The organism is Rhodococcus sp. 14-2496-1d, assembly GCF_002259365.1.
In the GTDB taxonomy this organism is placed as follows: Bacteria; Actinomycetota; Actinomycetes; order Mycobacteriales; family Mycobacteriaceae; genus Rhodococcoides.
This window is the reverse complement of the sequence record NZ_NPFV01000027.1, coordinates 69,242-91,656: the sequence shown is the minus strand read 5'-3', so window position 1 is coordinate 91,656 and position 22,415 is coordinate 69,242. Positions and strand designations below refer to the sequence as shown.

Below are 22,415 nucleotides of genomic sequence, written 5' to 3'. Positions count from 1 at the left end.
CTCAGGTCGCCTGACAGACCGGGCACCAGAACAGGTTACGAGCCTGCATCACCGAGTGCAGGACCTCGGCTCCGCACACCCGGCAGGGATATCCCTGTCTGCGGTAGACGTAGGAGCGTGGTCGACGGGCACCGTAGGTGTCGCCGTGATCGTCCTCGGGTCGGATGGTGATGATGCGACCGCGTCGGACACCGATCTTCATCAGTTCGACGAGGTCGAACCAGATCGCGTCCCACTCGGATCGGTCGAGGTCCTTGCCCGGTCGCATGGGGTTGATCTCGTGCCGGAACAGGATCTCGGCGCGGTAGACGTTTCCGACGCCGGCGAGCACCTTCTGATCCATCAGCAACGTGCCGATTGCCGTGCGCGACTTGGAGATTCGCGCCCACGCTGCGTCCGGATCGGCGTCCTTACGCAGCGGGTCCGGTCCCAGGCGCGCCACCAGGGCGTCGACCTGCTCCTCGGTGTAGATCTCGCAGGCGGTGGGGCCGCGCAGGTCGACACCGTACTTCTCCCCCACCATGCGCAATCGCACGGCACCGACCGGATCGTCCAGCGGCACAGCCTGTTCGGTGAACTTCCCGTACAGACCGAGATGGATGTGAACGATCAGATCGGACTCGTATCGGTGCAGCAGATGCTTACCCCAGGCCTCGGCCTTCTCGAGGACGAGGCCGTCGATCAGCGCGGCACCGGAGGCGAACCGCCCCTGTGGACTGCTCGCCCGAACCGGTGCCCCGCCGAACCGACGTCCGTGCAACCGAGCCAGTCGGTGCAGAGTGTGACCCTCGGGCACCTATGCGGGCTTTCCCGGCACCTCGGGTGCCTCGCCACTGCGCTCGTACTCGGACAGGATGTCGATGCGACGCTGGTGGCGCTCCTCGCCCGAGAACGGGGTACCGAGGAAGGCGTCGACGATCGCGAGGGCTTCGGGCAGCGTGTGCATGCGGCCGCCGATGCCGATGAGCTGAGCGTCGTTGTGCTCGCGGGCCAACTTCGCGGTCTCGACGCTCCACGCCAACGCACAGCGAGCGCCGGGCACCTTGTTGGCGGCGATCTGCTCGCCGTTTCCGGAACCGCCGAGCACCAGGCCGCGGCTACCCGGATCGGCGACGACGCGGCGGGCTGCGTCGATGCAGAATGCCGGGTAGTCGTCGACGGGGTCGTAGTCGAAGGCACCGCAGTCGACGGGCTCGTGCCCGGTCGCCGTCAGGTGTTCGATGATCTGATTCTTGAACTCGAGGCCGGCGTGGTCGGCACCCAGGTATACGCGCATGCCTAGAGTCTGACAGGTGAACTCCGAAGCCGAGAAATTCGCCGGTGTGGACGGCGCGAAGGGCGCATGGGTGGTCGCGATCTCGGCCGGGACCACGCTGACGTGGACCGGTTGCGCGTCGGTGGCCGACGTGCTCGAGGTGACTCGGGACTGCGCACGAGTGGGAGTCGACATGCCGCTGTCGTTGCCCCGAGGCGGTTATCGCGTCAGCGAACTGGAGGCCAAGAGGTTTCTCGGAACGGCGAGGAGCTCGATCTTCCACACGCCGGTCGTCGACGTGCTCGCCGCCGAGTCGTATCCCGAAGCGTGTGCGGTGTCTCGGCAACTCACCGGCAAGGCGATCAGCAAGCAGACGTGGCACATCCTGCCGTCCGTGAAGGCCTGGCTCGATGCCGACTTCGACCGGGACCGGTACGTCGAGGTACATCCCGAATGCTCGTTCCGGGCGATGTCACCGACGACGACGTTCGCGTCGAAGAAGTCCGGCCGAGGCGCCGGGCAGCGTTTGTCCACCCTGATGCGCTGGCAAGAACACCTCGATCTCGCGGATCTGCCGCCCGGACCCGCCGTCGACGATGTTCTCGACGCGGCCGCAGCGGCGTGGTCGGCGAGGCGGTTTCACGTCGGCGAGCATCGGACGTTCGGTACCGAGGACAGCTCGGATCGGATCGTCGCCTGACGAACCCCGTGCGCGGAAACTCGTAGCAGGGTACGAATTTCCGCGCACGAGGGTCATGCGATCAGTCGAACTGTGGGTCCTCGTTGCGGGTGCGCTTGAGCTCGTAGAAGTGCGGGTACGACGCGAAGATCACCGACGCGTCCCAGAGCTTGCCTGCTTCTTCACCGCGCGGGATTCGGGAGAGCACGGGGCCGAAGAAGGCCACGCCGTTGACGTGGATGGTCGGGGTGCCGACATCGGGCCCCACCTTGTCCATGCCCGCGTGATGACTGGTCCGCAGGTCCTCGTCGTAGTCGGTGCTCTCGGCGGCCTTCGCAAGGTCACCGGGCAGATCCAGTTCTGCGAGCGACTCCGAGATCACGACGTCGAAATCCTTGTTGCCCTCGTTGTGAATTCGCGTTCCCATGGCCGCGTACAGCGGGGCGAGAACCTCGTCGCCCTTCAGTTTGGCTGCGGCGATCGCCACCCGAACCGGCCCCCAGGCCTTCTTCATCATCGCGGCGTATTCCTCGGGCAGATCGCGGCCCTCGTTGAGCACTGCCAGGCTCATGACGTGGAAGTTCACGTCGATGTCTCGCACCTGCTGCACCTCGAGAATCCACCGCGAGGTGATCCAACACCACGGGCACAGTGGGTCGAACCAAAAATCCGCAGTGTCTTTCTGTCCTGAACCGGCCACTGTCCTACTCCTTGGAAGTCGAGGTCAACGTCTCTTCATTGCGTAACAACCGCCCACCGCGCAGACATTCCGCACGGCCCGTCGGCCAGCGAGGGGTACGCGTGACGTGATGGGATGGAAGGCACTATCCATAACTACACGAAGAGGTGTCGACTGAAGTGGTTGCTCCCAACCTGACGCGTGACCAAGCCTCCGAGCGTTCGGCGATCATCGGGGAAACGAAGTACGCGATCGTTCTCGATCTCACCGACGGCGAGGGCAATCCGGGCGAGAAGACCTTCCGCTCGCTCACCACCATCACGTTCGCGGCCACCGCCGGGGCGTCGACTTTCGTGGACGTCATCGCGAGCACGATCCGCTCCGCGACGCTCAACGGCACCGATCTCGATACCGCCGACTACGACGAGTCGACCGGCCTCGCGCTCGAGAATCTGGCCGAGCACAACGAACTCGTCATCGATGCGGACTGCGTCTACTCGCACACGGGCGAGGGACTGCACCGTTTCGTCGACCCGTCGGACGGCACGGTCTACCTGTACTCGCAGTTCGAGACCGCCGATGCAAAGCGTATGTTCGCCTGCTTCGATCAACCCGATCTCAAGGCCACCTTCGATCTGAAGGTCACCGCGCCGGAGAGCTGGACGGTCATCTCCAATGCCGCGCACGCCGCCGAGCCTGCGGCGGGCGAGCACGTGTTCGACACGACACCGTTGATGAGCACCTACCTCGTCGCACTGATCGCCGGACCGTACGCGGAGTGGACCGACTCGTACACCGACGACCACGGCACCATTCCCCTCGGAATCTATTGCCGCGCTTCACTTGCCGAGCACATGGACGCAGAGCGCCTGTTCACCGAGACCAAGCAGGGCTTCGGTTTCTACCACGAGAACTTCGGCACTCCCTACGCCTTCGGCAAGTACGACCAGCTCTTCGTGCCCGAGTTCAATGCCGGTGCCATGGAGAACGCGGGTGCCGTCACGTTCCTCGAGGACTACGTCTTCCGGTCCAAGGTGACGCGGTACTCGTACGAACGGCGCGCGGAGACCGTGCTGCACGAGATGGCACACATGTGGTTCGGCGACCTGGTGACCATGACGTGGTGGGACGACCTGTGGCTCAACGAGTCGTTCGCGACGTTCGCCTCGGTGCTGTGCCAGTCCGAGGCAACCGAGTACACCAACGCGTGGACCACGTTCGCCAACGTCGAGAAGGCCTGGGCCTACCGTCAGGACCAGTTGCCGTCGACGCACCCCATCGCCGCCGACATTCCCGATCTCGCAGCCGTGGAGGTCAACTTCGACGGCATCACCTACGCCAAGGGCGCGAGTGTGCTCAAGCAACTGGTGGCGTATGTCGGCAAGGAGGACTTCCTCGCCGGATTGCGGGCGTACTTCGTCGATCATGCCTTCGCCAACGCCACGTTCTCGGATCTGCTTGCCGCTCTGGAGAAGTCGTCGGGACGCGATCTCTCCGACTGGGGTGCCCAGTGGCTGCGCACCACCGGCCTGAACACCTTGAGCCCGGATTTCGACGTCGACGCCGACGGCAAGTTCACCCGCTTCTCGGTGCTGCAGACCGGTGCTGCCCCGGGTGCGGGCGAGCATCGCGTGCACCGCATCGCGGTGGGAATCTACGACGACGTCGACGGCAAGCTGGTGCGCACCGACCGCGTCGAACTCGACCTCGACGCTGCCGAGTCGACGACCGTCGATGCGTTGGTCGGCGTCTCGCGCGGCAAGCTCGTCCTGGTCAACGACGACGACCTGACGTACTGCGCGGTGCGACTCGACCCGGACTCGCTCGATGTCCTTCTCTCTCGAATCGCCGACATCGCCGAGCCACTCCCCCGCACCCTCGCGTGGTCGGCGGCCTGGGAGATGACTCGATCCGCCGAGATGAAGGCGCGAGACTTCGTGGCCCTCGTCCAGCGCGGAATCGGCGCTGAGACGGAAGTGGGTGTGGTGCAACGACTTCTGCTGCAGGCCCAGACCGCAATCTCCAGCTACGCCGACCCGGCATGGGCGGCCGAGCACGGTACCCCCGAGTTCGCCGATGCACTGCTCGACCTGGCGCGCAGCGCCGAAGCAGGCTCGGATCACCAGCTGGCATTCGTCAATGCTCTCACCGGCACCGAGCTCGGCGACCGTCACATCGACGTGCTGAGGGCACTGCTCGACGGTGATGTGGAGGGGCAGTCGCTGGACGGCCTCGGCGTGGATACCGATCTGCGCTGGCGCATCGTCACGGCGCTGGCCGGTGCCGGTGCGATCGACGCCGACGGCCTGGACTCGCCGGTGATCGACGCCGAGGCGGCCAGGGACAACACTGCCGCCGGAGCCCGGTCGGCAGCGGCTGCACGAGCCGCTCGGCCCAGCGCGGAGGTCAAGGATCAGGCCTGGACGACAGTGGTGGACGACGATGCGGTTCCCAACATCACGGCCCGCTCGATCATCGGCGGCTTCGCCGGACCAGGTCAGGACGAGCTGCTCGAACCGTACGTCGCCCGCTATTTCGACGCCATCGAAGGTGTCTGGGCGCGTCGTTCGAGTGAGGTCGCGCAGACCGTCGTGGTGGGCCTGTACCCGTCCTGGTCGATCTCGGAGGACTCCCTCGCTGCGGCGGACGGGTTCCTCGACGGCGACCTACCGCCCGCGCTCCGTCGCCTGGTGATCGAGGGCCGGGCCGGCATCGTTCGGGCTCTCGCTGCACGGGAGTTCGACGCGAGCTGATCTCGACGGCACCGACGACGAGGGCCGGTTGCTCCACCCGGAGGTGGAGCAACCGGCCCTCGTCGTACGAGCGCGGTCGGGAGGAAGGGAGCTAGGGGCTCAGGATGGACGCGGCCATCACCCGGACGGAGGTGACCAGACCGTCGATGAGGTTTCCGTCGCGGAACGGGCCGAGGGCCGCGGTGACACCCAACTGTGCGACCCGGTCGGTCGCTCGGTTGGACACTCGCTTGCCGGTGCGGATCTCGAGTGCGTGCCGATTGGGGTCGACGGCGATCAGGACCGAACGAACGGCATCGGGAGTCCCGGGGAACACCGAATCCGCACCCGCGGCCGGATCGACGCCGAGATCACCGATGTAGACGTTGAACCGGATCTTGGTCTGCCGAATCGCTTGGGTGAGTGCGTCGTCGAGCGCAACCAGGTCCTGCGTGGCGAACGGCAGGTGCTCGGGATTTGCGGTCCCGAACTCGTGAGCCGCCGAGACGCGGCCGCTCGAGGTGAGCGCAGCCCCGAAAGGCAGGTCTTCTTCTCTGACGTCACTGCGGACGAGTTCACCACTTGCCACTTGCGGAACCTCCGATCGAGTCGGCTGTGTCGGCGTCGTGCGAACCGTGGCCTCCGAAAGGAGTCACCTCGTCCGTAGCACTCCACAGCAATGGCTCGCGCGTCCACTCGTCCGTCAGTCGGTAGGGCGGAACGTCCATACCGGGCTGCTTGTCGGTCAAGTAGGACAACGCGCCGAGGAGTCCGATCACCGCAACCGGAATCACCCCGAATATCAGCGTGGTCTCAAAAATGCTCACGGGGTGTGACGTTAGTCGACAATTGCGCGTCGGACCACGTCGGGGCCGGTGTTGTGACCGAAATGTGCAGACCTGACCGCGTCAGGCAGCACCCTCACCGAGGTACGCGAGCCACGTCGGGTCGAGCTCCTTGGTCGTCGCCAACAGTCGCCAGTGCGGACCCTTGGGCGGCACCAACTGGGCGCGCAGTGTCCAGCCGATCTCACTGAGCAATTTGTCCGCCTTGCGATGGTTGCACGAGGCGCAGCATGCGACGCAGTTCTCCCACGAGTGGCCACCTCCGCGACTACGCGGGACCACATGGTCGACGGTTTCGGCTTTGCTTCCGCAGTACGCGCACCGGAACCGGTCGCGGTGCATCAGCGCGGCGCGGGTCATCGGCACTCGCGCTCGGTACGGAACACGGACGAACGTCCGCAATCTGATCACCGAGGGCACCTGGACCGAGAAGTCCGCAGACCGAATGAACGGGCCCTCCGGATCGTCGTGCACCACGTCGGCTTTCCCACAAACGAGAAGAACCACCGCCCGGCGCATCGGAAGCGCGGTCAGTGGTTCGAATGTGGCATTGAGGAGCAGCACACGGCGCTTGACCCACGCCGGAACGGCGTCGTCGCCCGTGGCGGTGTGAGCCGTCGGCACCACACGCAGCGGAGAAGCCCCCGAGGCCGTCTCACGCTGGTCGTGCGTGGTGCGGCCCTCAGTGGGCGGGAGTTGTCGATGGCGGTGTTGCGAGTTCTTCATGCGTTGCTCCAGAGACAGTCGGCGCCCGCGCATGGCTTGCGTGGAACACGAGTGACAGTGGAACACGAATACACCGTCCACGCACAGCCTTTTTCTCGGCATTTTCTGTTGCCGAACGGTGAACATCTCGCGTCCTCGCGTTCACGATCGACGATCGGCGGCTCCATGCGCAGCGTGACTGGCGAGATCTCGACGTCTCCGTAGACTTTTCGGGTGTCCGTATCAACCTTCCTGTCCGCATCGTCCCTTCCCGACCCGTCGCTGTTGCGAGATCTCGACACCCGAGCTTTCGAGTTGACGGAGACCGGACGCGACTGGTTGGTCGATCGTCCGCTGCAGGCTCTGGGCTATCTGGTCCTCGCCATCGTGCTGCGACTGGTCCTGCACAAACTGATCGACCGATTCACCCGCAACAACGTCGGGAAGTCTCCGATGCTGTTGCGTCCGCTCCGCGACCGGTCGTCGAGCACCGTCAAGGGCGCGATTCTCAACGAGCGTCGCAAACAACGGGCCAACACGATCGGCTCGGTGCTCAAGTCGGCGGTCTCGGTCATGATTCTCACGTGGTTCGTGCTCTCGGTGCTCGATGTGGCGGGGGTCAATGTCGCTCCGTTCATCGCCTCGGCGGGCATCGTCGGTGTCGCCCTGGGCTTCGGTGCCCAGAACCTGGTTCGAGACTTTCTGTCGGGCATCTTCATGCTTCTCGAGGACCAGTACGGGGTGGGTGACGTCGTCGACCTCGGTGAAGCGACCGGCACCGTCGAGAGCGTGGGGCTACGCGTCACGACGATCAGGGATGTCAACGGCACGGTCTGGTACTGCCGCAACGGCGAGGTGCTGCGCGTGGGCAACATGAGTCAGGGTTTCGCGGTCGCCGTTCTCGATCTGCCCGTGTCCCACACGGCCAACATCGACGAGGCCCGCGCAGTCGCCGAACGCACCACGCTGAAGGTGGTGGAGTCCAAAGACTTCGCCGACGACATTCTCGAACCGCCCGAGATGCTCGGGGTCAATGCGGTCAGCGCCGACACGGTCACCATCCGCATCACGATCAAGACCCGCCCCGGCCGCCAGTGGGCCGTGCAGCGCCGACTCCACCAGGAGATACTCCAGGCATTCGACGATGCCGACATCAAGGCACCGTACGCACTGGGTCGCCCGGGTGGGGTCGTGGCCGAGCGCGGCAACTGAACAGACCATGATGGTGAGCGACGCCGACCAGGAACGAACAGAGAGAGTGTGATGACCGAACCGCAGCAGACGTTCTACGACGCGGTAGGCGGTGCCGAGACGTTCCGGTCACTCACGGCGAAGTTCTACGAGGAAGTCGCCAAGGACGAGATTGTGCGCCCGTTGTACCCGGAGGAGGATCTGGCACCGGCCGAACGGCGGATGCGGATGTTCCTCGAACAGTACTGGGGCGGTCCGCGGACGTATTCCGACGAGCGCGGCCATCCTCGATTGCGGATGCGACACAACCCGTTTCGGATCGGACCGATGGAGCGAGACGCGTGGCTTCGCTGCATGCACATCGCGATCGCGTCGATCGACCCGAAGGTCATGGACTCCGCGCACCGAGCACAGTTGATCGACTACATGGAGATGGCCGCCAATTCGATGATGAACTCGGCGATCTGACGGCGGCAGCGCAGCGGGCTACGGCGATCCGACCCGCTGCGGGCTCTTGCCGCCGGCAGCGGCCCTGAGGTTGCCCATGCGGGCGCGAACGGAACCGGCCACCTTGAGGGCGAAACTCACGGGCGCCGGCAGATGCTGGCGCAGAATGGCGTGCTTGCGTACGTAGTTCTCGACGTGCCACTCCGACCAGGTGCCCGCACGGAACAGTGCAGCATCACCCGGGAGCAGGGTGCGCGGTGCATGGTCGTCACTGGACACGGTCACCGAACCGTCCATGATGTGCACGATCTCGTCGACGGCGAAGTACCAACGGAAACGTCCCGCAGTGCAGTCCCATACGTTGGTGGTAGTAGTGCCGTCGATGCTCTTCGACCACTCGGCGAGGCGCGCCTGCGGGTTTCCTTCGAGAATCCAGGTGGGTTCGATGGGGCTGTCGTCGAGTGCGATGTCGCCGAGTCGTACGGCTTCGATGGTCGAAGTGATCATGGTTTCCGTCGCGTCCTCACCGTCGGGCGCGGCTTCCGCCGCTACTGGTTGCCAGAGCAGAAACATACAACACTTTCTCAACGAAACGGCACGAGTCGGTCATGTGAATGAGCACAAAGCTTTACTGTTCGTTGACCTGACATCCTGCCTCCCACTGTGCCCCAACGCCCCTGAATCGTTCCGCGGCCGATCGTTTGGCACTATTGCCCCTTGTGACCGATCCGATCGAAAGCTCCGAGCTGCTGTGGTGGCAGGACGCCGTCTTCTACCAGATCTATCCCCGGTCGTTCGCGGACTCCAACGGTGACGGCATCGGTGACCTCGACGGAATTCGGGACAAGCTCGGCTACCTCGAACTGCTTGGTATCGACGCCGTCTGGATCGGACCCATCACGCGGTCGCCCATGGCCGATCACGGGTACGACGTGTCCGATCCTCGCGACATCGACCCCTTGTTCGGCAACCTGGAGATCTTCGACGCGTTGGTCGACGAGGCTCATGCGCGCGACATCAAGGTCACGATGGATCTGGTGCCCAATCACACCAGCAGCGAGCACCCGTGGTTCAGATCGGCCCTGACAGCTGCGCGCGGTAGTGCCGAACGAGCCCGCTACATCTTTCGAGACGGACGCGGTGACGACGGTTCGCAGCCACCGAACAACTGGCCGAGCATCTTCGGTGGCCCGGCCTGGACCCGCATCACCGAGCCCGACGGGTCCCCCGGCCAGTGGTACCTGCACATCTTCGCGCCCGAGCAGCCGGATCTGAACTGGGACAATCCCGAGGTGTTCGAGGACTTCGCGCGCACCCTGCGATTCTGGCTCTCCCGCGGCGTCGACGGCTTCCGACTCGACGTGGCGCACGGTATGGCCAAACCGGTGGACCTGGCCGACATGAGTCTCGAACTGAACGCGTTGATGAAGAACGACGACGACGATCCCCGATTCAACAACCCTCGCGTCCACGAGCTGCATCGACGCATCAGAGCCGTCATGGACGAATTCCCCGACGCGGTGACCGTGGGCGAGATCTGGGTGCAGGACAACGTGCGGTTCTCCGAATACATCCGGCCCGACGAGCTGCACCTGGGCTTCAACTTCCGGCTGGCCAGCGTCGATTTCGATGCGTCGACCATCCGCGACGCCATCTCCAATTCCCTCGCCGCTGTCGAACTGGTTGCCGGAACTCCCACGTGGACATTGTCGAACCACGACGTCGAGCGCGAGGTCACCCGGTACGGCGGTGGGGACCGGGGTCGGGCGCGCTCCCGCGCCATGATTCTCGTCGAATTGGCCCTTCCCGGAACAATTTTCGTGTACAACGGTGCCGAGCTCGGGTTGCCCAACGTGCAACTGCCCGACAGCGCGTTGCAGGATCCGGTGTGGGAGCGATCCGGGCATGCCGAACGTGGCCGAGACGGCTGTCGGGTGCCGATGCCCTGGGAGGGACACTCACCGCCCTTCGGATTCTCCTCCACGGATCGAACCTGGTTGCCGATGCCGCCGGAGTGGGACGGGTACACCGCCGAGGCGCAACTCGAGGACGTCGATTCGATGCTGAGCCTCTACCGGACGGCCTTCGAACTGCGGGCGCTGCGTCCGGAATTCACCGGCACCGGAATCGATTGGTACGGATCACCTCCCGGCTGCCTGGCGTTTCGCCGAAGCGGCGGCCTGATCTGTGCCCTGAACGCCTCGGAGGAGTCGATCCCGCTGCCTCCCGGCGAGTTGCTGCTGGCCAGTGCCCCGCTGGTGGACGGCAAACTTCCGGCGAACGCTGCTGCGTGGCTCGTCTAACGCTCGACGGTGAGCGACAACTGCTGCCCGGCCCGACGAGCGAAGATCGACCCGTAGCGGGCATCGAGGCGTAGCCACACCTTCGACACGCGCACCCGAACGACCTCGTCGGGTGCGATTCGATCCGGGTCGATGTCGACGGTCAACGGATCGCTGCCACTGTGCGGAACGAAACCCATTGCGGTGAGGGCGAACACCGTCCGCATGGAGATCGACACGTCGTCGGCGTCACCGGCGACGTGGAGAACTTCCTGTTCGAGCAACGAACTCGGCGGGCCGTGGCTGCTGCCGTGCTCCTTGGCCAGTGCGACGCCGCGTTGCGCGAGCCCCACGAGCACCCTGGCGGGCACATCGTCGAGATGGTCGAATCCGCCGTCCGGCGGCAGGGCACCGCGCCACGCGGAATCCATCGAGAACCCCGGGTCGATCACACCGTCGACCGCCTGCGCCGCCGCCGCAACCAACACGTCGGCACCGGCACTGGTGTCGTCGGGCACCACGGTTCCGGTGATCACCCGCGCTGCCAGCGCATCGAAACCCGTTGCTGCCCAACACGAAACACCGCCACCCGCTCGGGTCCGCATACGGATCACCGCAGCTTCGTCCAGACGCAGCGCCCTGCTGCAGAACGTCGCGAGGTTCTCCCGCTCGACCGCGTCGGGAACGGTCAGTACGCGCTCATACACGCTGCCAGCTCATCAAGAACTCGCGCTCGGTCGGGGTGAGTCGACGCAACCGCTGCGCATCGATGTCGAACGCCGCGATCTGCGTCGAGGCCACGACGGCGGCAGGGGTGTCCAGCGAGGCACCCCTGGCCCGCACCTCGTAACCGACGACGAAGTCCACCGCCCGCACCGCATCGATCCACATGAAGACATCGAGGGGACCGTCCTCGTGCCGGAGCTGGCCTCGATACTTCACGTGCAGATCCGCGATCACCGCTCCGTGACGCAGGTTCGCCGTGGGCCTCCCGTCCACCAACAGCCACGGAATGCGGGCCTCTTCGAGGAGAGTGACCATCCGGGCATGGTTGATGTGTTGGTACACATCCATGTCCGACCACCGCACGTCCACGGTGGCATGGAAGCCCACTCGCGCGGTTGCAGGTCGCTGGTCGGACAGATGGGCGTCGGGCACACTCACGTGGTCGTTCCCTCTTCTCGGTCGAGTGTCGTCGTTTTCGGCAGTTGCGACGTGGTGCGGAAGGTCATGACACCGTGTCGATCACGGCACCATGTCGGTCACGGCACCATGTTGCGCACCTGTCGGGCAGCGACCGACAGGGTGGCCAGGTCGAGGGTTCCCGACTCGGCGATCTCGGTCAATGCCGCGCGAGACCTCGCGAGCCGGGACGAGTTGGTCGACTCCCATTCCGCGATCTTCTCCGCTACCGACTCCTCCGGCTCGCCGCCTGCCAGTACGGCCTGCGTGATTCCCCGGAGAGAGGAGTACAGGTCGTCGCGAAGGGCCAAGCGCGCCAACGAGTGCCAGCGATCTCCACGAGCCAGCTTGGAGACGGCAGTGAGCAACCAGTCGATACCGATGTGCGCGTCCAGGGCGAAATAGAGCTCGGCGACCTCGGCTCCGTCCCGATCCACGATGTCGGCGATGTCGATGATGTCGAGCAGGCAGTACACGTCGAGCAACCCGTAGATCCGACGAGCCAGGTCGGCCGGCGCGCCGCGTTCGATCGCCGCAGCCGATCGCGAGTCCAGGTCGCTGGCTTGATGCCCGGAGATCCACGTCGACACCGACGGTTGCAGTGCCCGCACCTGGCCGGCGTACCGGCTGATCTCGGCTCCGACGGCCAGCGGCTGGGGACGGTTGGCGAGCAGCCACCGCGAGACGCGGTCGAGCATGCGGCGCGACTCGAGCAACAGTTCGGCCGAGACCGCTGTCGGCACGTCCGCGGCCCTGATCGAGTTCCACACCTCGTCGAGTCCGAATATCTCGGTGGCGGCCGCGAACGCGCGAATGGCATCGGTGCCTGCCGCACCCGAATCCTCGGTCAATCTGTAGGGGAACGTGATGCCGCCGCAGTCGATGGCCTCGTTGGCCAGCGTCGTGGCCACCAGCTGCCGCCGGAGCGGATGTGCGGTGATCGCGTCGGCATACGGCTCGCGCAGCGGCTCGGGGAAGTACTTGGGTAGCCGCGGAGCGAAGACGTCGCTGTCGGGGAGTTCGCTGTCGAGCAACTCCGCTTCCAACGCCAACTTCACGTGAGCCATCAACGTCGCCAGTTCCGGCGAGGTCAATCCTCGGCCGTCCTGCTTGCGTCGACGCAGGTCCGCCTCGGTCGGTAGCGCCTCGAGCTCTCGGTCGAGTCCGCGGCGCACTTCCAGGTCCTCGATCACCCGACTGTGCACCGTGACCAGGCTCGGTGCGTCGAACCTCGATGTGCCGAGCAGCTCGTTCTGCATGATGTTGTCCCACAACACCAATCTGCCCACCTCGTCGGTCATGGACGCGAGCAGCTCGTCTCGATCCTCGCGCGCCAGGTTGCCGTTGGTGATGGCCGTTTCCAACAGGATCTTGATGTTGACCTCGTGATCGGAGCAGTCGACACCCGCCGAGTTGTCCACGGCGTCGGTGTTGATCTTGCCTCCGGCAGCGGCGTATTCGATGCGGCCCAGGGCGGTCGCTCCGAGGTTGCCGCCCTCCCCCACCACTGCGGCGCGGACGTCGATTCCGTCGACCCTGACCATGTCGTTGGCCTTGTCGCCGACCTCGGCATTGGTCTCGGTCGATGCCTTGATGTACGTGCCGATTCCGCCGTTCCACAGCAGATCGGCCGGAGCCCGAAGGATTGCGTTCACCAGCTCCGGCGGAGACAGCGCGTCCACGGAATCGCCCAGCCCCAAGGCGGCACGTGCAGCCGCACTGATCGGGACGGACTTGCGGGTCCGTTCCCACACTCCACCGCCCGCACTGATGAGCGAGGTGTCGTAGTCCGCCCACGACGACCGCGGCAGTGCGAACAACCGCTCCCGCTCGGCGAACGAGGACTCACGCTCGGGGTCGGGATCGAGAAAGATGTGCCGGTGATCGAACGCGGCGAGCAGGCGAATGTGCCGGCTGAGCAACATGCCGTTGCCGAACACGTCCCCGCTCATGTCGCCGACACCGACGACGGTGAAATCCTGGCTCTGCGTGTCGATTCCGAGCTCGCGGAAGTGGCGTTTGACGCTCTCCCACGCACCCTTGGCGGTGATGCCCATGGCTTTGTGGTCGTAGCCGGCCGAACCACCGGAGGCGAAGGCGTCGCCGAGCCAGAAGCCGTACTTCGCGGCCACGTCGTTGGCCATGTCGGAGAACGTCGCGGTGCCCTTGTCCGCGGCAACGACCAGGTAGGTGTCGTCTCCGTCGCGGCGTACGACGCCGGTGGGAACCGTCACCGTTCCGGTGGCACGGTCGAGATTGTCGGTGATGTCGAGCAACCCGGCGATGAACAGCCGGTAGCAGGCCTTGCCTTCCTCGGCATGGGCCTGACGATCTCGATCGGCGTCACCGGTCACGACGGGGGGCCGCTTGACGACGAATCCGCCTTTGGCTCCGACCGGCACGATGACGGCGTTCTTGACCATCTGGGCTTTGGCGAGTCCGAGGATCTCGGTCCGGAAGTCCTCACGTCGATCCGACCAGCGCAGTCCGCCGCGAGCCACGGCCCCGAACCGCAGGTGCACACCTTCGACGCGGGGTGAGTACACGAAGATCTCGAACTTCGGCTTCGGCTTGGGCAATTCGGCGATCGACTGCGGGTCGAACTTGAGCGAGAGGTACTCGCGATGTTCGCCGTCGACTCCCACCACGAAGTAGTTGGTTCGCAAGGTCGCGCGAATCAGCTCGAACATGCTGCGCAGGATTCGGTCGGCATCGAGGCTGACGACCTCGTCGATCAGTTCCCCCAGCTGGGTACCGATCGACTGCGCGTTCTCCTCCGAGCTCGCCTCGGGATCGAACTGCGCCTCGAACAACCCGACCAACAGCCGAGCGGTGCGCGGATGCGTCAGCAGCACACCTTCGATGTTGAACTGACTGTAGGGAAAACCGGCCTGGCGCAGATACTTCGCGTAGGCGCGCAACACCACGGCCTGCCGCCAGTGCAGGCCCGCGCGCATGACCAGCTCGTTGAACCGGTCTGCCTCGGCAGCGCCGCTCCACACCGCCGCGAACGCGTCGGTGAACCGATGCTGCACTCGGCTCTCACGATCGGCGGTGCCTGCCTCGGACAATTCCGCATCGATGTCACCGTCGATTGCCGAGCGCAGCATCTCGCGCGAGGCGGAGAGCCCGAAATCATATATCCAGCAAGACATTCCGTCCGGCCGAACCACGGGGTACGGTCGTTCGTCGTCGACCTCGACGCCGAGGCTCTGCAGAATGGGCAGCACCTGCGACAGCGAGACGCCCGCGCCGCCGATGTACAACGAAAACCGCCAACTGCCAACGGCGGACTGCTCGTTGCGGTAGAGCTGCATGTCGATCGACTCGGCACCGAGCCCTTCGAGGCGCGCGATGTCGGTGACCGCCCGAGCCGGACTGAAATCCTGCTTGTAGGCCTCGGGGAACGCCTCGGTGTACCGCTGAATACGCAGCGGGTCGACCGTACGGTCGAGCGAGACTGCGTCGCCGAGGGAATCCTCCCAGGTTCTGGTGGTCTCGGTCAGCGCCGCCTCGATCCGGGTGATGTCCTCGGCACCGAGCTCCGTCGACGCCGTTCCCGGTGCGCGACGAACGGTCACGTGCAACAGCGCCAGGTCCGATTCCGTCACGCGCGCTGTGTAGTCGAGCGAGGTACCACCGAGTTCGCGGAGCAACCGATCCTGGATGGCGAGACGCACACGGGTGGTGTAACGATCGCGCGGCAGGTACACCAGGGCGGAGACGAAGGAGCCGCTGGCGTCGGGCCGGACGAACAGTTTGACCTTGCGCCGACGGCCAAGTGCCAGAACAGCACTCGCGGTCTCGAACAGCCAGGCCGCAGAGGTGGCGAACAGTTCCGAGCGCGGCATCGACTGCAGCACTTCGAGCATCGCCTGACCGGAGAACGACCCGAGATCGTGGCCTGCGCGGGCGATCACCGATCGAACCCGACGCTCGATCACCGGAATGTCGAGCACGTTCTCGTGCAGCGCCGTGACGGTGAAGACGCCGACGAAGCGGTGCTCGGCGGAATTCTCGTTGTCGAGAACACTCACGAAGTAGGGGTAGACCGCGCGGTGCACCGTGGCCGGACTCGCACCCTGCGTCAGGGTCACCAGATCGCGCTGACCGAGGGGTTCCGAGCCGTCCACCTCGTGCGCCGCGTCGCGCAGGACACCGAGACTGCTCGACTCGTCGCCGGTGGCCGTCCGTGCGCCGTCGACTCCGTCGATCCGGTAGCGGCGGTAGCCGAGGAGCGTGTAATGGCCGTCGCCCAGCCAACGCAGCAACGCGGCGGCGTCGCGATGATCGACGGCGATGTCGGACTCCGGATCACCGGCCCGCTGGGCCGCTCCGTCGAGCAGATCGGCGACTTCGGCCTGCACCCGACGCATTCGATCGGTGTCGCCGACCACCTGACGCACGTCGGCCAACACCCGGCGCGCCTCCGACTCGACGCGGGCGAGCGCGTCCTCGGACGTGGCGGGATGCAGCTGAACGTGAATCCAGGATTCGCGTCGACCGTCGGCGGTCAGGCCCGTCAGCTTGCCGTCGGCGTCGCGGGCCACCGAGAGGATGGGATGAACCACGTCGGTGTACTCGATGCCGAGTCGGGAGAGCAGCGAGATGACCGATTCGACGAGGAGCGGCATGTCGTCGGTGACGATCTGCAGGTAGCTGCCCGCGGCCCGATGGGCGGCAGAACTCGACTCACTCGGTCGGTGAACCGCCACGTTCGCGGTCTCGGGACGCCGCTGCGCGGCCAACCGGACGTGCCGATGAAAGGACGTGGTGTCGGGGCTGTGCGCGGACGCTCCGACGGCCGTCGTGTCCACGTGCTCGAAGTACTCGGCACGCAGGGTCGCCAGCTCGGCCAGGAGTCGGTCGTCGAGCCCGTCGGCCCAATCGTTGTCGGGCAGGTCCAGCGAGCGTGGCATGGTGTTCGAGTACTCCCTCGTGAGGATTTTCCCGACGCCCGCCGATCGCCGGTCGTCGATGACTACTCGACCTTAGTGTCGAACACCCCGTTACCGCAGTGACCTCGCAGACCCAGCGCGTGGCGAACTGTGCGACGGCTCTATTCGACGTGCAGGTACTCGGTGAGCAGTCCCCGCTCGTGCTCGTCCAGAGGACGCGACGACGAGGTTGCGAGATCGAAGGCGACCATCGTCGCCTCGGCATCCGCGCACACTTTTCCGTCGCGGTCGGTCACCACGTGCCGTACGCCGTAGGAGGTGGTCCCGATACGCGTGACCCACAGGTCGATCGTCAACGGTCCGGAGTCGTCGAGAATCGGGTGCAGAAAATCGGTGACGAGCTTTCGGACCACGGCCGCACCCCGTTGCTTCGAGCCTCCCAAGACCGCGTTCAGAAACTGAACGCGGCCTTCCTGGAGGTATTCGACGAAGCGGGTGTTGTTGACGTGGCCGAGGCGATCGGAATCTCCCCACCGCACCTGGAGCGTGCAGGTGAAGGTCTTTCCTGCCACGTCAGTCCCTGGTCAGCTTCCGGTGTGTGACGCGATGCGGACGGGCCGCGTCGGGTCCGAGGCGTTCGACCTTGTTGGCCTCGTAGCCCTCGAAGTTGCCCTCGTACCAGTACCACGCGGCCTCGTTGTCGCCGAAGCCACCTTCCCAGGCCAGGATGTGCGTGCAGGTGCGGTCCAGGAACCACCGGTCGTGCGAGATGACCACGGCGCAACCGGGGAATTCCTCGAGCGCGTTCTCGAGCGATCCGAGTGTTTCGACGTCGAGGTCGTTGGTCGGCTCGTCGAGCAGGATCAGGTTGCCGCCCTGCTTGAGTGTCATCGCCAGGTTCAGACGGTTGCGCTCACCACCGGACAGAACTCCTGCAGGCTTCTGCTGATCGTGACCCTTGAACCCGAACGAACTGATGTACGCGCGGGACGGGAACTCGGAGTTGCCGACGGTGATGAAGTCGAGGCCGTCGGAGACCGTCTCCCACACCGTCTTCTTCGAGTCGATGCCCGACCGGTTCTGGTCGACGTAGCTGAGTTTGACCGTCTGTCCGATCTTGACCTCACCGCCGTCCGGCTCCTCGAGCCCGACGATCGTCTTGAACAGCGTCGTCTTACCAACACCGTTGGGGCCGATGACGCCGACGATGCCGTTGCGGGGCAACGTGAACGAGAGATCCTTGATCAGTACGCGGCCGTCGAAGCCCTTGTCCAGGCTCTTGACCTCCACCACGACGTCGCCGAGGCGCGGCGGGTTGGGGATCTGGATCTCGTCGAAGTCGAGCTTCCTGGTCTTCTCGGCCTCGGCCACCATCTCGTCGTAGCGAGCCAGACGAGACTTGCTCTTGGCCTGACGCGCCTTGGCACCGGAGCGAACCCAGGCGAGTTCGTCCTTGAGGCGCTTCTGCAGCTTCTGGTCCTTCTTGCCCGATACCTCGAGGCGTTCGGCCTTCTTCTCCAGGTACGTGGAGTAGTTGCCCTCGTACGGGTACAGGTGTCCGCGGTCGACCTCGGCGATCCACTGCGCCACGTGGTCGAGGAAGTACCGGTCGTGAGTGACGGCGAGAATTGCACCCGAGTACGCGGCCAGGTGCTGCTCGAGCCAGAGCACGCTCTCGGCGTCGAGGTGGTTGGTCGGCTCGTCGAGCAGCAGCAGGTCCGGCTTGCTCAGCAGCAGCTTGCACAGCGCCACGCGGCGCTTCTCACCACCGGAGAGGTTGGTGACGGGCGACTCGGGCGGCGGGCAGCGCAGCGCGTCCATCGCCTGTTCGAGCTGGGAGTCGATCTCCCAGGCATCGGCGTGGTCGAGCTTTTCCTGCAGCTCGCCCATCTCTTCCATCAGCTCGTCGGAGTAGTCGGTGGCCATCAGCTCGGCGATCTCGTTGTACCGCTTGAGCTGGACCATCGTCTCGCCGAGGCCGTCCTCGACGTTCTCACGAACGGTCTTGGTGTCGTCGAGGACCGGTTCCTGCATGAGGATGCCGACCGAGGCACCGGGAGCGAGGAACGCCTCACCGTTTCCGGGCTGATCGATTCCCGCCATGATCTTGAGGATGCTGGACTTACCGGCGCCGTTGGGGCCGACGACGCCGATCTTCGCTCCCGGATAGAAGCTCATCGTCACGTCGTCGAGGATGACTTTGTCGCCGTGCGCCTTGCGCACCTTCTTCATGGTGTAAATGAATTCAGCCATGACGCCCAGCTTATCGGTGCGAGCGAGTCTCCGGCACCACCGCCCGAGGGCGCAGCCGCCGTCCACACCCGATCGTAGGTTCCGATGCAGCGCGGACGGCGGGTCCCGGGAGTGCGTCAGGCCGGAACGGACTCGCGCACGTCGTCGTCGATGCGGTCGTGATCGCGATCCTCATCCGCGTCCACGGGTTCGGTCGCTCCCGGATCGCCGTCCGTCGCAGCGTCGGATGCCACCGCTCGCGTCCGGTGGATCGAGACGTTGCAGCGCGCGAGATCCGGTCCGACGGCACTGGCCCGCATCTCGAGATCTGCGCGTTCGACTCCGTCACGATTGGTGTACTCGTTGGTGCGTAGCTGTCCGTAGGCGATGATCGGGTCGCCCTTCATCAGCGACGCCCCGACGCCGCGCACCAGGCGACGCCAGCACGTGACCGTCAGGTAGAGGGTTCCACCGTCGGTCCATTCGCCGGTGTTGCGGTCCTGCCGTCGGGCGTTGCTGGCCATCCGGAAGCTGAGGACCTCGTCGCCGGTGGGCGTGGAGCGCTTGACGGGATTGGTGATGACCGTGCCGACCACGGCGCATTGTGCTTCGTACATGTTGTCTTCCCCTCGATCGATGTCGCGTGATTGCGATCGAGTTCGAGACTGCTACGCGGAGAACGTCCGCGGTGAACGAGTCGGCGAAATGTGGACAACTGCCCGGTCTGTGGATGAACGGCCGGAATCGGGGTCCGTGCGAGCCGAGAATGTCGGGGAGGTGTGCTAGTCGGGAATTTCGGCGTACATGTGGCCGTCGAGCACGGGAACCACGCGGCCCGCAGTGAGCGAAGCAACAAGCGCCGCAGTCGAATCGGCGTCCGGCACCGCGACTGTCAATACCGCGCACGCGCCGTAGGAGGTGCCGACCACCAGGACTCCATGCCCCCGCAGTTCCGATTCCACCCGGCCGACCTCGGCGTGATCGAGTTCGAGCGTCATGATCTCGCGTCGCTCCCGGGTCAGGAACGTCGCTCCGGACAGGGCCTCGGTCACCGCGCCGCCGTAGGCACGCGCCAGTCCGCCGGTGCCCAGCTTGGTTCCGCCGAAGTATCTGCTGACGACCGCGACGACGTTGGTCAGGTGATGGCCGCGGAGCACGTCGAGCATCGGTGTACCTGCCGTGCCACCGGGTTCACCGTCGTCGTTGGACCGCTCGACTCGTTGTGCCTCACCCGCGGTGTCGACGCGCAGGTCGGTGGACGACGCGTCGACGATGAACGCCGAACAATGATGTCCGGCAGCAGGATCGGCCTTGCGAGCTGCGGCGATCACCGCCCGCGCCTCCGCTTCGGTGCCCGCGCGATCGACGACGGCGACGAACCTGGACTTCTTGACGTCGGTCTCGCACTCGACGCGGCTCGCGATGGTGCGCAGTGGGGTCACCCGGTCACTCTCATGCAGCCACACTGTCCACGACATCGTCTGCGGCACGGACCAATTGGGCGTACATGCCGTCGTTCTCCAGCAGGGACTCGTGGGTTCCGACCTCGCGAACGACGCCGTGGTCGAGTACTGCGATGCGGTCCGCGGAGCGCACCGTGGACAGTCGATGCGCGATCAGGATGGTCGTTCGCCCCTCCATCAGGCCGTCGAGCGCGGTTTGCACTGCGCGTTCGGTGCGATTGTCCAGAGCGCTGGTCGCTTCGTCGAGCACCAGGATCGGCGGGTTGCGCAGCACCGTTCTGGCGATCGCGATGCGCTGCTTCTCACCGCCCGAGAAGCGGTACCCGCGCTCGCCGACCATGGTGTCGTAGCCGTCGTCGAGGCCGTCGATGAAGTCGTGGATCTGCGCCGTGCGAGCCGCCGCGACGATCTCCTCGTCGGTGGCGTCGGGTTTGGCGAATCGCAGGTTCTCTCGAATGGTGGCGTGGAACAGGTACGTCTCCTGCGAGACGACGCCGACCAGGTCGGCGATGGTCTCCGATGCGAGCTCCCGCAGATCGATGCCGTCGATGGTCACCGTTCCGGCCGTCGGATCGTGCAGCCGCGCAACGAGATAGCCCAGGGTCGTCTTACCGGATCCGGTGGCACCGACCAGGGCGAGAGTGCTTCCGGCCGGGACCTCGAGGTCGATGTCGCTCAAGGTCGGAACCGTCGCCGCGGCGTAGGTGAAGTCGACACCGCGGAAGGCGACGTCGCCGCGGACGGTCTCCCGGGGCAGTGCCACCGGGTGTGCGGGCTCGGCGACGTCGATCGGTAGATCGAGGTACTCGAATACCCGACCGAACAGGGCGAGCGAGGCCTGCACCTCGACGCCGGTGTTGAGCAATTGCATGGTGGGCCGGAACAATTGGGTCTGCAGAGCGGTGAACGCGACGAGGGTGCCGATCGTCAGCGCGCTCCCCTGCCCGATGGTGATGCCGGCGAACCAGTACACCAGTGCAGGCATGACGGCGAAGCTGATCTGGATCGTCGCCATGCGCCATTTGCCTGCCATCATCGCCGCGAGTTCGACGCCCGCGACCTCGTGGGATCGGGCGGCGAACTTGTCGGTCAGTGCCTGGGCGGAACCGGTGGTCTTGCCCAGCAGAATGCCGCTGACCGACAGTGATTCCTCGATCTGCACCGACAGGTCGCCGAGCAACTTCTGTCGTTTGGTGGAGATCTTGCGCCGCTCGTCGCCGATGCGGCGGGCGACGCGGACGAAGACCGGCAGGATGATCAACGAGAACGTGGCGAGCTTCCAGTCCAGCAGGAAGAGTGCGACCACCGTCGCGGCAACGGTCGTGGCGTTCTGCGCGATGGACGTGGCGGTGTTGGTGACCACCGATTGCATGCCGCCGATGTCGTTGGCGATACGTGATTGGACCTCGCCGGTGCGGGTGCGCGCGAAGAACCCGAGGGATTGGCGTTGCAGGTGCGAGTAGACCTGGACGCGAAGATCGTGCATGAGTCGTTGACCGACGCCGTTGGACATCCAGGTCTGTACGACGCCGAGAGTGTTGGTGGCGACTGCAACTGCGATCATGCCGAGTGCGATGAAGCTGACGAGCGTGACGTCGCGGTCGGGTATCGCATGATCGAGGAGTTCGCGAAGAAGCAAGGGGGACGCGAGCGCGATGATCGCGCTGACGACGATGATCGCGCTGACGGCGGCGATCTTGCGGCGGTAGGGCGTGAACAGAGCCAGGACTCGGCGCACGGGTGCTGGATCGGACGCGAGGAGAGAACGTTCGGGTCGGCTTTCCAAGTAGACCTCCGTGGTAGCTGAAGTGCGGGGTCACCGAAG

General features: G+C 65.4%; 20 protein-coding genes. 5 read left to right on the top strand and 15 right to left on the bottom strand.

Features of this window, described 5'->3' with window-relative positions; all coding sequences use genetic code 11:
• Position 1: 1 nt before the first annotated feature.
• Both CH296_RS19395 and CH296_RS19390 read right to left on the bottom strand, forming a co-directional pair.
• A complete protein-coding gene (locus tag CH296_RS19395; RefSeq protein WP_094685546.1) occupies positions 2–796 on the bottom strand; it encodes an Fpg/Nei family DNA glycosylase in 795 nt (264 codons plus the stop codon).
• On the bottom strand, positions 797–1,276 hold the full coding sequence (locus tag CH296_RS19390) for a ribose-5-phosphate isomerase (protein WP_032379225.1): 480 nt from the start codon (positions 1,274–1,276) through the stop codon (positions 797–799). It abuts the gene before it with no gap.
• A 16-nt stretch (positions 1,277–1,292) separates the two neighbouring features.
• Between CH296_RS19390 and CH296_RS19385 the strand changes: the two genes are divergently transcribed.
• Complete coding sequence (locus CH296_RS19385) at positions 1,293–1,955, top strand: DUF429 domain-containing protein (protein ID WP_094631070.1); 663 nt, start codon at positions 1,293–1,295, stop codon at positions 1,953–1,955.
• Between the two features lie 61 nt (positions 1,956–2,016).
• On the opposite strand, the gene CH296_RS19380 is transcribed toward CH296_RS19385, so the two are convergent.
• Positions 2,017–2,634 carry a DsbA family protein gene (locus CH296_RS19380; protein ID WP_045194585.1) on the bottom strand — a complete coding sequence of 206 codons (618 nt, stop codon included), beginning with the start codon at positions 2,632–2,634 and terminating at the stop codon, positions 2,017–2,019.
• Between the two features lie 158 nt (positions 2,635–2,792).
• Here CH296_RS19380 and pepN point away from each other — a divergent pair, with 158 nt between their 5' ends.
• Positions 2,793–5,366 carry an aminopeptidase N gene (gene pepN / locus CH296_RS19375; RefSeq protein ID WP_094685545.1) on the top strand — a complete coding sequence of 858 codons (2,574 nt, stop codon included), beginning with the start codon at positions 2,793–2,795 and terminating at the stop codon, positions 5,364–5,366.
• A gap of 91 nt (positions 5,367–5,457) precedes the next feature.
• Here pepN and CH296_RS19370 read toward each other — a convergent pair whose 3' ends face one another.
• From CH296_RS19370 to CH296_RS19360, 3 genes are all read right to left on the bottom strand, one after another.
• Entirely contained in the window at positions 5,458–5,934 is a 477-nt protein-coding gene (locus CH296_RS19370) for a DUF5130 family protein (protein WP_032394604.1), read from the bottom strand.
• A complete protein-coding gene (locus CH296_RS19365) occupies positions 5,921–6,172 on the bottom strand; it encodes a membrane protein (protein WP_032394605.1) in 252 nt (83 codons plus the stop codon). The genes CH296_RS19370 and CH296_RS19365 overlap by 14 nt, the downstream gene beginning before the upstream one ends.
• Positions 6,173–6,253: 81 nt before the next feature.
• Positions 6,254–6,916 (bottom strand): HNH endonuclease, encoded by a 663-nt coding sequence (locus CH296_RS19360; RefSeq protein WP_176459074.1) that lies wholly within the window; start codon positions 6,914–6,916, stop codon positions 6,254–6,256.
• 231 nt (positions 6,917–7,147) lie between these two features.
• Here CH296_RS19360 and CH296_RS19355 point away from each other — a divergent pair, with 231 nt between their 5' ends.
• Positions 7,148–8,107 (top strand): mechanosensitive ion channel family protein, encoded by a 960-nt coding sequence (locus tag CH296_RS19355; protein WP_045199538.1) that lies wholly within the window; start codon positions 7,148–7,150, stop codon positions 8,105–8,107.
• Between the two features lie 51 nt (positions 8,108–8,158).
• Positions 8,159–8,554: a globin gene (locus tag CH296_RS19350; protein ID WP_032394607.1), complete on the top strand. Its 396-nt coding sequence runs from the start codon at positions 8,159–8,161 to the stop codon at positions 8,552–8,554.
• An 18-nt stretch (positions 8,555–8,572) separates the two neighbouring features.
• On the opposite strand, the gene CH296_RS19345 is transcribed toward CH296_RS19350, so the two are convergent.
• Positions 8,573–9,040 (bottom strand): cupin domain-containing protein, encoded by a 468-nt coding sequence (locus CH296_RS19345; RefSeq protein ID WP_094685608.1) that lies wholly within the window; start codon positions 9,038–9,040, stop codon positions 8,573–8,575.
• A gap of 212 nt (positions 9,041–9,252) precedes the next feature.
• Here CH296_RS19345 and CH296_RS19340 point away from each other — a divergent pair, with 212 nt between their 5' ends.
• On the top strand, positions 9,253–10,836 hold the full coding sequence (locus CH296_RS19340; RefSeq protein ID WP_094647518.1) for a glycoside hydrolase family 13 protein: 1,584 nt from the start codon (positions 9,253–9,255) through the stop codon (positions 10,834–10,836).
• On the opposite strand, the gene CH296_RS19335 is transcribed toward CH296_RS19340, so the two are convergent.
• The 8 genes from CH296_RS19335 to CH296_RS19300 all read right to left on the bottom strand — a co-directional run bounded on the left by CH296_RS19335 (position 10,833) and on the right by CH296_RS19300 (position 22,328).
• Positions 10,833–11,522: a hypothetical protein gene (locus tag CH296_RS19335; RefSeq protein WP_045194580.1), complete on the bottom strand. Its 690-nt coding sequence runs from the start codon at positions 11,520–11,522 to the stop codon at positions 10,833–10,835. The two genes, CH296_RS19340 and CH296_RS19335, sit on opposite strands and share 4 nt — an antisense overlap.
• Positions 11,515–11,979, bottom strand: coding sequence for a thioesterase family protein (locus tag CH296_RS19330; RefSeq protein WP_052049348.1), 465 nt, complete (start codon positions 11,977–11,979; stop codon positions 11,515–11,517). Before CH296_RS19330 ends, CH296_RS19335 begins: the two co-directional genes overlap by 8 nt.
• Before the next feature lie 98 nt (positions 11,980–12,077).
• Positions 12,078–16,916: an NAD-glutamate dehydrogenase gene (locus CH296_RS19325; protein ID WP_094685544.1), complete on the bottom strand. Its 4,839-nt coding sequence runs from the start codon at positions 16,914–16,916 to the stop codon at positions 12,078–12,080.
• Between the two features lie 140 nt (positions 16,917–17,056).
• The gene (locus CH296_RS19320; protein ID WP_094685543.1) at positions 17,057–17,467 is read right to left on the bottom strand and encodes a thioesterase family protein; all 411 of its coding nucleotides are present in this window, start codon (positions 17,465–17,467) and stop codon (positions 17,057–17,059) included.
• Between the two features lies 1 nt (position 17,468).
• The gene (ettA, locus tag CH296_RS19315; RefSeq protein ID WP_032394612.1) at positions 17,469–19,148 is read right to left on the bottom strand and encodes an energy-dependent translational throttle protein EttA; all 1,680 of its coding nucleotides are present in this window, start codon (positions 19,146–19,148) and stop codon (positions 17,469–17,471) included.
• 116 nt (positions 19,149–19,264) lie between these two features.
• Positions 19,265–19,744: a single-stranded DNA-binding protein gene (locus CH296_RS19310; protein ID WP_094631065.1), complete on the bottom strand. Its 480-nt coding sequence runs from the start codon at positions 19,742–19,744 to the stop codon at positions 19,265–19,267.
• A gap of 165 nt (positions 19,745–19,909) precedes the next feature.
• Complete coding sequence (locus tag CH296_RS19305) at positions 19,910–20,569, bottom strand: YigZ family protein (RefSeq protein ID WP_235387072.1); 660 nt, start codon at positions 20,567–20,569, stop codon at positions 19,910–19,912.
• Between the two features lie 10 nt (positions 20,570–20,579).
• On the bottom strand, positions 20,580–22,328 hold the full coding sequence (locus tag CH296_RS19300) for an ABC transporter ATP-binding protein (protein ID WP_094631064.1): 1,749 nt from the start codon (positions 22,326–22,328) through the stop codon (positions 20,580–20,582).
• Positions 22,329–22,415: the final 87 nt, after the last annotated feature.

Coding starts and splice junctions, on each gene's coding strand:
- CH296_RS19390 (WP_032379225.1), bottom strand. CDS start 1,276: ATGCGCGTATACCTGGGTGCCGACCACGCCGGCCTCGAGTTCAAGAAT.
- CH296_RS19360 (WP_176459074.1), bottom strand. CDS start 6,916: ATGAAGAACTCGCAACACCGCCATCGACAACTCCCGCCCACTGAGGGC.
- CH296_RS19350 (WP_032394607.1), top strand. CDS start 8,159: ATGACCGAACCGCAGCAGACGTTCTACGACGCGGTAGGCGGTGCCGAG.
- CH296_RS19345 (WP_094685608.1), bottom strand. CDS start 9,040: ATGATCACTTCGACCATCGAAGCCGTACGACTCGGCGACATCGCACTC.
- CH296_RS19325 (WP_094685544.1), bottom strand. CDS start 16,916: ATGCCACGCTCGCTGGACCTGCCCGACAACGATTGGGCCGACGGGCTC.
- ettA (WP_032394612.1), bottom strand. CDS start 19,148: ATGGCTGAATTCATTTACACCATGAAGAAGGTGCGCAAGGCGCACGGC.
- CH296_RS19310 (WP_094631065.1), bottom strand. CDS start 19,744: ATGTACGAAGCACAATGCGCCGTGGTCGGCACGGTCATCACCAATCCC.